This is a genomic window from Methylocella silvestris, from assembly GCF_002891535.1.
GTDB lineage: Bacteria > Pseudomonadota > Alphaproteobacteria > Rhizobiales > Beijerinckiaceae > Methylocapsa > Methylocapsa silvestris_A.
In genome coordinates, this window is the sequence record NZ_PDZR01000021.1 from 45589 (window position 1) to 58122 (window position 12534).

At 62.9% G+C, this 12534-nt stretch carries 10 protein-coding genes; 5 read left to right on the forward strand and 5 right to left on the reverse strand.

What is annotated here, in order from left to right; all coding sequences use genetic code 11:
* Positions 1 to 183 precede the first annotated feature (183 nt).
* Positions 184 to 972 carry a phosphoadenylyl-sulfate reductase gene (locus CR492_RS15910; protein WP_102844754.1) on the forward strand — a complete coding sequence of 263 codons (789 nt, stop codon included), beginning with the start codon at positions 184 to 186 and terminating at the stop codon, positions 970 to 972.
* Positions 973 to 1282: 310 nt separating this feature from the next.
* On the opposite strand, the gene CR492_RS15915 is transcribed toward CR492_RS15910, so the two are convergent.
* Both CR492_RS15915 and CR492_RS15920 read right to left on the reverse strand, forming a co-directional pair.
* Positions 1283 to 1585 (reverse strand): hypothetical protein, encoded by a 303-nt coding sequence (locus tag CR492_RS15915; protein WP_102844719.1) that lies wholly within the window; start codon positions 1583 to 1585, stop codon positions 1283 to 1285.
* Positions 1586 to 2037: 452 nt separating this feature from the next.
* The gene (locus tag CR492_RS15920; RefSeq protein ID WP_102844755.1) at positions 2038 to 3273 is read right to left on the reverse strand and encodes an alpha/beta hydrolase; all 1236 of its coding nucleotides are present in this window, start codon (positions 3271 to 3273) and stop codon (positions 2038 to 2040) included.
* Between the two features lie 360 nt (positions 3274 to 3633).
* On the opposite strand from CR492_RS15920, the gene CR492_RS15925 reads away from it, so the two are divergent.
* The 4 genes from CR492_RS15925 (at position 3634) to CR492_RS15940 (ending at position 10584) form a co-directional block, all read left to right on the forward strand.
* On the forward strand, positions 3634 to 4479 hold the full coding sequence (locus CR492_RS15925; RefSeq protein ID WP_102844720.1) for a hypothetical protein: 846 nt from the start codon (positions 3634 to 3636) through the stop codon (positions 4477 to 4479).
* 180 nt (positions 4480 to 4659) lie between these two features.
* Positions 4660 to 5601 (forward strand): hypothetical protein, encoded by a 942-nt coding sequence (locus CR492_RS15930; protein ID WP_102844721.1) that lies wholly within the window; start codon positions 4660 to 4662, stop codon positions 5599 to 5601.
* The gene (locus CR492_RS15935; protein WP_245412122.1) at positions 5486 to 7153 is read left to right on the forward strand and encodes a Y-family DNA polymerase; all 1668 of its coding nucleotides are present in this window, start codon (positions 5486 to 5488) and stop codon (positions 7151 to 7153) included. The genes CR492_RS15930 and CR492_RS15935 overlap by 116 nt, the downstream gene beginning before the upstream one ends.
* Positions 7150 to 10584 (forward strand): error-prone DNA polymerase, encoded by a 3435-nt coding sequence (locus CR492_RS15940; RefSeq protein WP_102844722.1) that lies wholly within the window; start codon positions 7150 to 7152, stop codon positions 10582 to 10584. The genes CR492_RS15935 and CR492_RS15940 overlap by 4 nt, the downstream gene beginning before the upstream one ends.
* A gap of 183 nt (positions 10585 to 10767) precedes the next feature.
* Here CR492_RS15940 and CR492_RS15945 read toward each other — a convergent pair whose 3' ends face one another.
* The 3 genes from CR492_RS15945 to CR492_RS15955 all read right to left on the reverse strand — a co-directional run bounded on the left by CR492_RS15945 (position 10768) and on the right by CR492_RS15955 (position 12526).
* A complete protein-coding gene (locus CR492_RS15945) occupies positions 10768 to 10962 on the reverse strand; it encodes a hypothetical protein (RefSeq protein ID WP_102844723.1) in 195 nt (64 codons plus the stop codon).
* A 264-nt stretch (positions 10963 to 11226) separates the two neighbouring features.
* The gene (locus CR492_RS15950) at positions 11227 to 11517 is read right to left on the reverse strand and encodes a GlsB/YeaQ/YmgE family stress response membrane protein (RefSeq protein WP_102844724.1); all 291 of its coding nucleotides are present in this window, start codon (positions 11515 to 11517) and stop codon (positions 11227 to 11229) included.
* Positions 11518 to 11659: 142 nt separating this feature from the next.
* The gene (locus tag CR492_RS15955) at positions 11660 to 12526 is read right to left on the reverse strand and encodes an NAD(P)-dependent oxidoreductase (RefSeq protein WP_102844725.1); all 867 of its coding nucleotides are present in this window, start codon (positions 12524 to 12526) and stop codon (positions 11660 to 11662) included.
* Positions 12527 to 12534 lie beyond the last annotated feature (8 nt).

Consider the following 12534-nt stretch of genomic DNA (forward strand, 5'->3'; position numbering starts at 1 on the left):
ATTTGCAGCTGCGGCAACCCCTATTAAACAATATAATTATGTATAATATTTCATTTATCGCATTTCATGTGGATTTATCCTATATTTGCAGGCCCGAGCCGTGATAGCTTGTGTCATGGCTTCCCGGCCGCCGGATAGGCTTCCAAGCCCCCGGCTGCGGACTAAAACGGATCGGAGTCGTTGATTGTGACAGAGTTAAGCGAAACGCAGGTTTCCCGGCTTGGCGATGAGGCGGCAATCGCCGGCATCGCCGACAAGTTTTGGGCGCTGAACCCGCAGCAACTGTTGCGCTTTGCGATCGAAGATCTGTTTCGGGGCAAGCTCGCGCTTGTCTCGAGCTTCGGCGCGGATTCGGCGGTGCTGCTGCATATGGTCGCTGAGATCGACCGGTCGCTTCCTGTCCTTTTTCTCGACACCGGCGTCCTGTTTCCGGAAACACTGGCCTATCGGGACAGATTGATCGAGCGCCTCGGCCTGACCGAGGTCGTCACTCTGGTCCCGGACGCGGCGACGCTTGAGAGCGAGGATCCCGAGACCTTTTTGTGGTCGAGCCATCCCGATCGCTGCTGTGAAATCCGCAAGGTCATTCCGCTGGCGCGGGCGCTCGAAGGGTTCGACGCCTGGATCAGCGGCCGCAAGCGCTTCCAGGCCGCAACGCGCGCGGCGCTGCCGCTTTTCGAGACGGAAGACAATCGCACCAAGATCAATCCGCTGGCGAACTGGTCGGCGGCGCAGATCCTGAATTATCTGCGCGCCCATGATTTGCCGCGCCATGAACTGGTCGCCAAGGGCTATCCGTCGATTGGCTGCATTCCCTGCACCTCGAAGGTGCGGCCCGGCGAGGATCCGCGCGCAGGACGCTGGCGGGGCCGCGCCAAGGTCGAATGCGGCCTGCACACGCAGTCCTTGCCGCGTCTGGGGGAGTTCGGCGGCGAGGCCGCCTCATTCCCGTCGCCTCTTAACCGGGCGTAACGCGCGGCGACGCCAAGGCTGAGAGAGACTTGCCGCGTTGCAGCAAAGCCGAGGACAAGCGAGCGTCTAGTCAAGAAAAGGTGAAATGGAAGAGCGCATGACGCCGGTTCAGTTCGGCGTTCTTTGAGGCAATGCTATGCGCGAAGCGCCGGTTGTCTTCACGAAAAAGGAGCACAGAAGCGCTCCCTGTACGAAAAGGGAGCGCAGAAACGCTCCTTTATATGAAAGAAAAAGGAGCGCCAGAAGCGCTCCTTGTCATTTCAAGTCCGAAGTTTGGCTGCGGCGCACAATTGCTGTGGTCTAGGGAGGCTCACGCCTCTGCGCTCTGCGGCGTCGTGGAATGTTCGACGACAGGCTTCAAAATATGTTCAAGAGCGATCAGGATCGGCTGATCCGTCCCTTTCATGAGGCGCCGCAGATTTTGCTTTTCTTCGCCCCCGCAGGTGCGGCCGAACTGGACGACTGTGCGGGCGGCAAAAGCGCCCATGGACATGCCGTAAACGCTCGCGGTCGCCTTCACCTTGCCGGCGAAATCCGTACCGATCGATGCGACAGCCGCATGAGCCACTCTCTCGTTGGAGCAGGAATGCACGACTTCAGCGATTAAGCACATGACACCCTCGCTTCGCTCTTCGCCCTCTACCCGTGCTCGCAGGGGAGACAGCATGGATGGAGGCTCGCGGAGACGTTATGGCGGCTTGGGCGGCTCCGCCCCTACGCCACATAGGATAAGTTAATACTATCATATTAAGGCGTCAATGTGAATAATTTATGTTGCTTTGCAGCACAACTATCCGGATTTTGGATCAGTTATGAAGAGCCTCAAAATAATCTGGTCGGCGTTCAGTTTAAATTGAAGATATAGCCATTATCAGCTTTGCGCCGACCCAGATTAAACAAATCTACTTTGAAGCAATTGCGACCGTTTCATGAAACACGCAAAATCCTTGTCTATCCTCGAGCGAGGGTTAGATCGCAGGCGATCGGCCCAGCTGCGATAAACCTCTTCCACAACGCGGAGGCTCCCGCGAAAGTTCCAGGAGAAATTTATTTTTTTGACAATCCTCAGGGCGTCGGCGGGGCCGCCGGCGTCGAACCTGGCGTCGCCGTCTGCAGCGGAGGCGACGCGCCGATCGGCGCCGCGGGGGCGGGGGCGGAAGCAGGCGCAACAGGCGCCGCGGCGGCAGGCGGCGCCAAGGGCGAGGCGTGGATGCGGTCGTCGATCGGGTTTTCGCCGAGAACCGCCTGCACATTGGCGTCCTGCGGCCGCGGCGCGGCAATCTGCGCGCCAATGGTGCGCAGCGCGTCGGGCGCGTCGGCATAGGCGCCGTGGCCGATGAAAATATCGGCCTCCCGGCTCAGATCATAAACCCTGACGCCGAGCGTCTCGAGCGCCGTCCGGTCGGCCGGGTTCTTCGGATCGAGCGCGCCGAGGCGCGGCCGATCGCTGGTCAGCGTGCGCGACAGCGACAAGGCGCGATCATTGGCGGCGACGAGCACGAAGATGTGCGACGCGTCGAGGCGGCTTATCTGCTGGCGGAATACATTCAGATCGATGTCGGGAGCGGCCAGCATGATGTCGCCCAGCTTGTCGTTCAAGCGCGCGCCGCCCGCGATAAAATCCTGGCGCAGCGCCTCCATCGTCAGCCAGGCCCCCATGGAATGGGCGAGGATGTGAACACGTCCGACATCCGGCGCTTCGGTCAGCTGCCGGATCAGCTTGGCCAGCGCGTCCCGCGAGATCGTCGCATTCTCTTTCGCCGCGCCATAATCGAGCAGATTATTCGTGGACGGCCAGGTGAACAGGACGGGGACGCCGCCGAAGCGGCCGTCCGCGACGATCTGGGCGAGCCGGAACCGCGACTCGTCATAGCTCGTGTTGAAGCCGTGCACATAAAGGAGAATATCGCGGTTGGAGCCGATGCGCCCCGACAGATGCGTGGCGAGCGCCGCCGTAAAGGCGTCCTCATCGAGCGAGCGACGCGTCTGAAGCGCAAAATGACGCGCGGGATCGGGACTGCCGATGGAAGGGCGCTCCAATTGCCCGATCTGGTGATTGGGCGGCGCGCCGATCATCTGCAGCGAATAGCGCTCGTTGCCGTCATTGCCGAGTTCGCTGGCGGGTCCGCTTTCACCCTTGCGCGTCGAAACGACAAAGAGTGAGGTCGGGCGCGGCCCGGCGCCCGCGCCGTCGAGATCGGTCATTCCGCCGCCACAGCCGGCAAGCGCCAGCAGGCCGGCGATCAGCAGCGCCGGCCGGGCAAGGGCGGAAATGGTTCGCGCCGCGCGCGTAAGCCGCATGTCTTCGCCTCGAAATTCGTCGCGCGCATCGATCACGATGATTTTGGACCGGTCCAAAACCATGAAACGGGATCGACGCCAAATTTTAAAAGCATGATGTCGGCCCGAGAAGTCTGCAACTTTTCGGCATCATGCGTTAGCGCATTGGCCCTTTTCAACGCTGCGACGCTTACTGAAAGCTTAAAGGGCTGCGCCTTCTGAATGGCCCCCGATCGTGTCGGCAATGCGACGCGCGCTCGGCGGAGGCCGTTGGCGTTCTGCGTCGGCGGGCTCCGTGAGCCTTGTCCGCGCGCCTAAAATCGCGCAAACCCGTCTGCACGGGCGCTGCGCCGCTTCGGGATCTAACCCCGCGAATATTCCATGCGTATTCTCGTCACGGGCTTTGGCGGCTTTCCCGGCTCTCCGCGCAATCCGACCGAACGGATCATCGCCAGTCTGGCCCGCCATCGGCCGCGTCTGGCCCGCGCCGGCCTCGAGCTCGATCTCAGCGTGCTTCCGGTCGTCTATGCCGCTCTGGAGCCGCGCCTCGAGGCTTTGACGCGGGAGACGCCGCCCGACGCGATCCTCCATTTCGGCCTCGCCAGCCGGCGAAGCGGGCTCTGCGTCGAGACGCGCGCCTTGAACCGCATCAGTCTTTTGCGGCCGGACGCCGCCGGAGCTTTGCCGCAAAGGCGCGTTCTTCTGACGGGCGGGGATCAGATCGGCGTCGACGGCGCGCAGGTCCAAAGTGGCGAAAGCCAGCACGTCCCAAGCGAGAGCCAGGCGCTCGCCGGCAGGAAGCGATTGGACCGCGTCCCCCGGCGGCCGTCCCCAGGGGGCGCCGCCCAAAGCCTGAAATCGAGCGCGCCCGCCGCTCTGATCGCCGCCAGACTTCGCCGCGGCGGGTTTCGCGCCGCCGTTTCGATCGACGCCGGCGATTATGTCTGCAATCAAACCCTTTTTTTATCGTTGAGCCGCCATCCGGACGCGCTGGTCGGCTTCATCCATGTGCCGCCGCTCGCCTCGCGCCGGCCTCAGCCCTTCTTGCTTCCCTCCGGGCGAAGGACTGCGGTCGTAAGTCCTCTCGCCTCGCCGCGCCGGCCGCACGGTCCGGCCGGGGCAAGCTGGCCTAAGCGTCTAACCCTTGACGAGACGGTGCGCGCCGCCGTCCTCGCCATTCTTGCGCTGATCCCAAACCTTCAAGCGCGACGATTATCCCGCCCCTGAGCCCACCGAATGAAGCGGAGACAGCGCCGGCGCTGGCGACTTGGCGAAGCGTAAACCCTGAAGCTCGCGGGAAGCTTGCCCTTGCGAGATCTAGCCGGAATCCGCCTTGACTCTTTTGCCTCAAGCGGGAATCTATTAGAACAAATAGCGAACATTCCGACCGTTGACTGGAGCAAGCCCTTGCTGCTTGAGCCCATGCCGCTTGGCCCCATGCCACTGCCGACGCCGCTTGCCCCTCAATCGGACCGGCTGGATTTTCTGCGCCAAAAAATCGGCTGCATCGAAAACAGCGGGCCACCCGCAGGAAAAATCCGTTTCGGGGACAATTGCCGTCTCGACCGGACGCTGCATGGGCTTGGTCGCGGCGTCCTGCACGAGATCGCCCCGGCCTCCGCCAGCGACGGCGCGGCCGCTTCGGGCTTCGCGCTCGCCCTTTGCGCCCGCTTCAAAGCGGAGGCCGCCCCCGACCGCTCCGCCATCATCTGGATCGTCGAGGATTTCGCCGGCCGGGAAGGGGGCGCGCCCTATGGCCCGGGGCTCGCCCTTTACGGCCTTGACCCCGCTTGCCTCGTTCTGGTGCGCACGGCGAGCGCAAGGGACAGTCTGTGGACGATGGAGGAAGCCTTGAAATGCCGCGCCGCCGTGGCGGTGATCGGCGAAATCTGGACGCTCGAAAAACTCTATGGCCTCGCCGTCTCGCGCCGTCTCGCTCTTGCGGCGCAGGCCGGCGGCGCCGGCGCCTTGCTGCTCGCCGCCGGCATGGCGGGCGGAGCCGGCCGGCTGTCCTCCTGCGCCCATACCCGCTTTGAGATTTCCTCCGCGCGCTCAGGCGGGGCGCCGCGCGGATCTCCATTGTCGGGCCTTCCTCTTCCGGCCCGGCAAGAATTGCCGCAGCCAGGCCTCGCCGCATGGTCGATCCGCATTCTCAAGGCGCGCGCGACAGGCCCTGCCGCTGGAGCCGATCCCATCGCCATTCTCTGGGATCATGACGAGGGTTGTTTTCGCGATGCGTTTCCTCTCCGTTTTTCTGCCGACGCTTCCGACCGACCGGATGATCCGGCGCATGCGCGCGCAGGAAGGGGAGGGGGCGGCGAAACGATCCGTTTCAGGCAAAGCGCCTGAGCCGCCGCGGGCGACGCTCGCCAGGATCAATGGCGCGCAAAAGCTCGCCGCGATTGACGCGGAAGGGAGCCGTCTCGGCCTCAGGCCCGGCATGAATCTGGCCGATGCGCGCGCCATGCATCCGGCGCTGATCTGCGCGGAGGCGGATCCTGAAGGAGAGCAGCAGACGCTCGCCCATATCGCCGACTGGTGTCGTCGTTTCACCCCCCTCGCGGCTCTCGACGCGCCGGACGGGGTGATGCTCGACGTCAGCGGCGCAGCGCATCTTTTTGGCGGCGAAGCCAGTCTCCTTGCCGAAATCGAAGAAAGGCTTCGCCGCCAGGGTTTTTATGCGCAAGGAGGGCTGGCTTCGACGCCTGAAGCGGCTTTCGCCCTGGCGCGTTATGGCGAGGCGGATTTTGCGGCGCGCATTTTGCCGCCGGCGCTTGATGCGGCGGAACTGGAGCGCCGCCTCGGAGGGTTGCCGCTCGCCGCTCTCCGGCTGGAGCCGGGAACGCTCAGCGCATTGGCGGAAGCGGGCTTGCGCCGGGTCCACGATGTGATGATGCGGCCGCGCGCGCCGATCGCCGCCCGCTGCGGCCTTGCTCTTTATGCGCGTCTCGACGGTTTGATGGGCCGCGGTAAAACGCCGATATCGCCCCGCTTCGAGGCGCCCGCTTTCATGACCGAGCGCCGATTCCTCGACGGCCTTTGCCGGCGTGAGGATGTCGAGGCCTCGATCGCCGCGCTGGCGCAAGATCTTTGCGTGCTGCTTGCGCGCCATGGCGAGGGCGCGCGGCGGCTCGAGGCGAGCCTCTTTCGCGTCGATGGAAAGGTTATGCATTATACGGTCGGGACGATGCGTCCCTTGCGCGATCCAGCTCTCATCGCACGGCTTTTTCACGAACGTTTCGAGGCTTTGAGCCTTGCCGAGGATGGCGAAGCCTTCGACGCCGGCTTCGGGTTTGACGTGATCCGCCTTGCGGCGCTTGCGCTCGAACGCAAGGATCCCGAGCAGACAGGCTGGAGCGGCCAGGATGGCGCTGAAGATCACGCGCAAGATCGCGGGAGGGATCTTGCCGAACTCATCGACAGGCTTGGCGCGCGATTGGGCTTGCGGCGGGTGACGCGGCTTGCCTTCAACGGGACGCATGCGCCGGAATTCGCCGTTATAGCCATTCCCGCGGCGCGCTATGACTCTCATCATATGAAGTCGGAATGGCCGCGTTTTGCCGCCTCATCCGCTATAGGGCGTCAGCAGGAGAAAGAGGTAAACCCTATGCCCGCTCGTCCGATCCGGCTGCTGGAGCGTCCGGAGCTGATCGAGGCGATCGCCGCCGCGCCTGACGGACCGCCCATAAAATTTCGCTGGCGGCGCGTGCTGCATGAGGTCGCGGCCTTCGAGGGCCCCGAGCGCATCGCGCCCGAATGGTGGCGCGGAACGGCCGCGCTCACCCGCGATTATTTCCGCGCCGAGGATTGCGAGGGACGCCGATTCTGGCTGTTCCGCGAAGGGCTCTTTGACAGGGAGACGGCCCGCCCGCGCTGGTTCATGCACGGGTTTTTCGCATGAGCCCGCGCTACGCCGAACTGGCGGCGACGACGAATTTCTCCTTTCTGCGCGGCGCCTCGCATCCGGAAGAACTCGTCGCCGCGGCGATGGCTCTCGGACTTGCCGGCCTTGGGATCGCCGATCGCAATTCGCTTGCCGGCGTCGTCCGCGCCCATCGTTTTTTGCAAGCCAACAAGAGTCCGTCTTTTCGGCTCGCTATCGGCGCGCGGCTCGTTTTCTGCGATGGCGCGCCAGACATACTCAGCTATCCGCGCGACCGCGCCGCCTATGGGCGCCTGACGCGGCTTTTGACTCGCGCAAACGCCCGCGCGCAAAAAGGCGTCTCCCTTCTGCGTTCGAGCGACCTCATGGAGGCGGCGCAGGGACAGCAACTCATCCTCATGCCGGAAACAACATGGGAGAGGGGCGACGAATTCAAGCGGTCCAGGAAAGTCTACGCCGAATTTAATGATGATAATAATTACAAGGATCATGCCGATCTTTTGAATGATGCCGATGCGCCGGCTTTCGGCAGGGAAATCCCTTTCATCGAACAGTTGCGCGAAGCCTCGAACGGGCGGCTGTTGCTCGCGGCCAGAATGACCTATGGCGTTTCGATGCGGCGCGATCTTGCAAGCCGCATCGCGCTTTCAAGAAAGACGCGAACCCCTATCATCGCTGTCAATGACGTCATCATGCATACCCCAGATCGACGCCCGCTGCAGGATGTGCTGAGCGCCATCCGCGCGGGACAAACCCTCGATCGTTTGGGGCTCGCCCTTGAAGCCAATGCCGAGCGTCATATGAAAAGCGCGGCGGAGATGGCGCGGCTTTTCGCCGGCGCTCCTCATGCGATGGAAGAGACGCTGCGCTTTCTCGACGGGCTCGACTTCAGCCTCGATGAATTGCGCGGGGACTATCCCGAGGAATTGCGCGAAGGGTTTGCAACGCCGCAAGCCGCGCTCGTTTTTTTTGCGCGCGAAGGGGCGAAGTTCCGCTATCCGGACGGCGTTCCTGCCTTTGTCGAGACGGCGATCACGCATGAATTGAAGCTGGTCGAACAGCTTGATTACGCGCCCTATTTCCTGACTGTCCACGATATCGTGCGCTTCGCCCGCACAGAGAAGATTCTATGCCAGGGCCGCGGCTCGGCGGCGAATTCGACGCTTTGCTATTGTCTTGGCGTGACCGAGGTCAATCCGGTCTTTCACGATCTTCTGTTCGAGCGTTTCATCTCGCCTGACCGCAATGAGCCGCCCGACATCGACGTCGATTTCGAGCATGAGCGGCGCGAAGAGGTCATGCAATATATCTATGCGCGTTACGGCCGCGCCCGCGCCGCTTTGACGGCGAGCGTCATCACCTATCGCGCCCGTTCGGCGATCCGCGAGGTCGGCAAGGCGTTTGGCCTCTCCGATGATGTCGTCTCCGCCCTGTCCGCGACGATCTGGGGCCGGTCGTCGTCGAGCGTCGAAGCCAAGGAGGCCCAAAAGGCCGGCTTCGATCCGACCGAGGCGCGGCTGGCGCAGGCGCTAAAGCTCGCCGAGGAGCTGATCGGCTTTCCGCGCCATCTGTCGCAGCATACAGGCGGCTTCGTCATCACACGTTCGCGGCTCGACGAGGTGGTTCCGATCATGAACGCGGCGATGGAGGATCGCACCACCATCGAATGGGACAAGGACGATCTCGACGCGCTCGGCATTTTGAAGATCGACGTGTTGGCGCTCGGCATGCTGACCTGCCTGCGCAAGGGGTTTGACCTCATCAGGGAGCATTATGGCGAAGAGCTGACCATCGCGACCCTGCCGCCGGAACAGGGCGCTGTCTATGAGATGATCTCGCGCGCCGACACGATCGGCGTTTTCCAGATCGAAAGCCGCGCGCAGATGTCGATGTTGCCGCGGCTGCGGCCGAAAGAATTCTACGATCTCGTCATCGAGGTTGCGATCGTGCGGCCAGGACCGATCCAGGGCGACATGGTGCATCCCTATCTGCGGCGGCGGCAGGGATTGGAGCCCGTCTCCTATCCTTCAAAGCAGCTCGAAGAGGTGCTGGGCAAGACGCTTGGCGTGCCTCTGTTCCAGGAACAGGCGATGAAAATCGCCATCGTCGCCGCCGGCTTCTCGCCCTCCGAGGCCGATCAATTGCGCCGGGCCATGGCGACGTTCAAACATGTCGGCACGATCGGCGCGTTTCGCACGAAGATGATCGAAGGAATGGTCGCCCGGAACTATTCGCGCGACTTCGCCGAGCGCTGCTTCAAGCAGATCGAGGGCTTCGGCTCTTATGGTTTTCCGGAGAGCCACGCCGCGTCCTTCGCGCTTCTTGTTTACGCTTCGGCCTGGATGAAATGCCGCTATCCCGACGCTTTCGCCTGCGCGCTTCTCAACGCCCAGCCGATGGGATTTTATGCGCCCGCGCAAATCCTGCGCGACGCGCGCGAACATGGCGTTGCAGTCGAAGAGGCCGACGTCAATTTTTCGCATTGGGATTCGACGCTGACGCCAGCGGCTGAATGTCGTCCGCTGCATCCCCGCCACGCCTCGATGCGGGGCGAGATCTTCTCGACCTGTGGGATCAGGCTGGGGTTTCGTCAGATCAAGGGCCTTGCCGAACATGACATGAACCAGCTCGTCGCCATGCGGGGCAGGGGCTATGATTCCATTCGCGATCTCTGGCTTCGCGCCGGCCTGTCTGCGGCGGTGCTTGAGTTGCTCGCGGGCGCCGACGCCTTCCGCTCGCTGGGATTAGACCGACGCGAGGCGCTTTGGGCCGTGCGCGGCCTGAACCGCGCTGGCGACAAGGATGATCTGCCCTTGCTGAAGGGCCTCAGCTGGCGCGCGACCGAGGCCGACGCGAAGCTCCCGCCGATGCTGCCTGGCGAACATGTCGTCGAGGATTATCGCCGTCTGTCTCTCTCCTTGAAGGCGCATCCTGTTGTTTTTCTGCGCGAGAGGCTGACGCAAAAAAAGATCATGCGCGCCGATGATTTGCAGAACCAGGCGCCAGGCTCGCGCGTCACCGTGGCGGGCCTCGTGCTCGTGCGCCAGCGTCCGGGCACGGCGAGCGGCGTCATCTTCCTGACGATCGAGGATGAGACGGGAATCGCCAACGCCATCGTCTGGCCGAAAATTTTCGAGCGTCTGCGCCGGATCGTCATCGGCGCCCGCTTCCTCGCCGTGACCGGCCGCTTGCAGAAAGAATCCGGCGTCATCCATATTGTGATGGAGCGCGCGGAGGATCTCAGCCCGCTGCTGACTCTCTTGTCGGATCATGGCGGCGCGGTTTCGTCTTTGGCCCCGGCGGACGAAGTCAGGCGGCCAAATCTTCGCGATTCCCGCGCTCCGCATGAAACGGCCGCGCCCGCGCTGCCGAGACCCGCGACGCCATCGCCTGCGCCACAGCAAGAGAATTGGCGCGGCGTCCTGCCGAAGGGCCGGAATTTCCATTAGAGCGGTCTGAAAACTCTTGCCGCTTTTCGGCGAACAAATTCCGGAAAATCTGCCAGATTTTCCGGAATATCTTGGCGCAAGTCAGCTAGCGGAAACATCGAATTACGGGACGCGCCGCCATTTCCAATCTCGGCGCCGCCAACCTCGGCTCCGAGCGCGCCTTTGAAGCAAGATAAGTACGGCCTAGCGGCCCCTTCCCTGCGCCTTATGCACTTTTTTCATATTCTTCTTTTTGTGATAGGCGGTCTGCGCCACAACGCCGCTGTCGCCGACGCTCGTGAGCGTCGTGACGCTCGAACTCGGAATTGGCGCTGCCCCCGCCACGGCCAAACCGCCGAGGAAAAAAGCTGCCGTCAAAGCAGGTATGATTTTCTTCATCAAAGCTATCCTTCCCTACCGCCGAGGTCTTTTTCTGCCCCAGCTGAGGGGAATTGTTTTCGCAAACGGACGAAAAAGAAATAAAATTCTTGCGACGCGGCGGTTTTTATCCCAGCCGCCTCGGGCAAGGCTCAAGGCTGAAGCCGCAAATCGAATGATCTATTTGGTGGAAGTCGCGCGCGTAATGAAGAAGAAGCGACGCTTCTCCGTCCGCTCTCCCGCGCCAAGCGCGAGAGGTCCGATCACATTCCGATTCTGGATGATCTACAACCAGCGTCGGCCGCCGGTCGGTCCCTCGACCGGCGTCGACCTCCCCTTGATCATGCGCCACACGAATAGAACCAGAACGGCGCCGACGGTCGCTCCGATCAGCCCCGCGCCCTGATCCAATCGGTACCAGCCGATCGTCTGGCCGAGCCAGGTGGCGACGAAGGCTCCGGCTATTCCGAGCAAAACGGTCATGATGAAGCCGGAGGGATTATACGGTCCGGGCGACAGGAAACGGGCGATCAGGCCCGCAATGAATCCAATCAGAATGATGTAAATAATTGACATGCCGCCCTCGCAATTCGTCTCGCCGCGCTGCCGCGCCTCGACCTATGGATTTCAAACGCTTTCGGTCGGCAGGCTTATCGCCAGCCGAAACAAGCGCGATCGCGAGCGAAACGCCAAACCTGTGCTTAGGTTGCGGGCAATTTCATCTTTCAAGCCGGGCGATCAGGCTCGAGGTGTCCCATCGCGCTCCGCCCATGGCCTGAACCTCGGCATAGAACTGATCGATCAGCGCGGCCGCCGGGAGCCTTGCGCCATTGCGGCGCGCCTCCTCGATGCAGATGGCGAGATCCTTGCGCATCCAGTCGACCGCAAAGCCGAAGTCGAACTTGCCCTCGATCATCGTTTTGGCGCGGTTCTCCATCTGCCAGGATTGCGCGGCGCCCTTTGAGATGACCTCGACGACCGCGAGCGGATCGAGCCCCGCGCATTTTGCAAAATGCAGCCCTTCGGCCAACGCCTCGACCAAACCTGCGATGCAGATCTGATTGACCATTTTGGTGAGCTGGCCGGATCCGGCCGGGCCCATCAGGCGAACAGCCTTGGCATAGGCCGCAACGATCGGCTCGACGCGGGCGTAATGCTCGGGGTCGCCGCCGCACATGATCGACAGCGCGCCATTCTCAGCCCCCGCCTGGCCGCCCGACACCGGCGCGTCGATAAATCCCTGCCCCTTTTCCGCCGCAGCCGCATTCAGTTCGCGCGCGACCTCGGCCGAGGCCGTCGTGTGATCGACGAAAATCGCGCCCTCGGCGAGCCCCGCGAAGGCGCCATCCTCGCCAAACGCCACGCTGCGCAGGTCGGCGTCATTGCCGACGCAGGCCATCACGAACTCCTGCCCTTGCGCCGCCTCGCGCGGGGTCGGCGCCGAGACGCCGCCATATTTTTCGGCCCAGGCTTGCGCCTTCGCGGTTGACCGATTGTAGACGGTGACGGTGTGGCCCTTCAGGGCCAGATGTCCGGCCATGGGAAAGCCCATCACGCCGAGACCAAGGAAAGCGATCTTCGCCATTGCCGCCT

Coding starts and splice junctions, on each gene's coding strand:
- CR492_RS15945 (WP_102844723.1), bottom strand. CDS start 10,962: ATGAAGAAAATCATACCTGCTTTGACGGCAGCTTTTTTCCTCGGCGGT.
- CR492_RS15915 (WP_102844719.1), bottom strand. CDS start 1,585: ATGTGCTTAATCGCTGAAGTCGTGCATTCCTGCTCCAACGAGAGAGTG.
- CR492_RS15935 (WP_245412122.1), top strand. CDS start 5,486: ATGCGTTTCCTCTCCGTTTTTCTGCCGACGCTTCCGACCGACCGGATG.
- CR492_RS15950 (WP_102844724.1), bottom strand. CDS start 11,517: ATGTCAATTATTTACATCATTCTGATTGGATTCATTGCGGGCCTGATC.
- CR492_RS15920 (WP_102844755.1), bottom strand. CDS start 3,273: ATGCGGCTTACGCGCGCGGCGCGAACCATTTCCGCCCTTGCCCGGCCG.
- CR492_RS15940 (WP_102844722.1), top strand. CDS start 7,150: ATGAGCCCGCGCTACGCCGAACTGGCGGCGACGACGAATTTCTCCTTT.
- CR492_RS15925 (WP_102844720.1), top strand. CDS start 3,634: ATGCGTATTCTCGTCACGGGCTTTGGCGGCTTTCCCGGCTCTCCGCGC.
- CR492_RS15955 (WP_102844725.1), bottom strand. CDS start 12,526: ATGGCGAAGATCGCTTTCCTTGGTCTCGGCGTGATGGGCTTTCCCATG.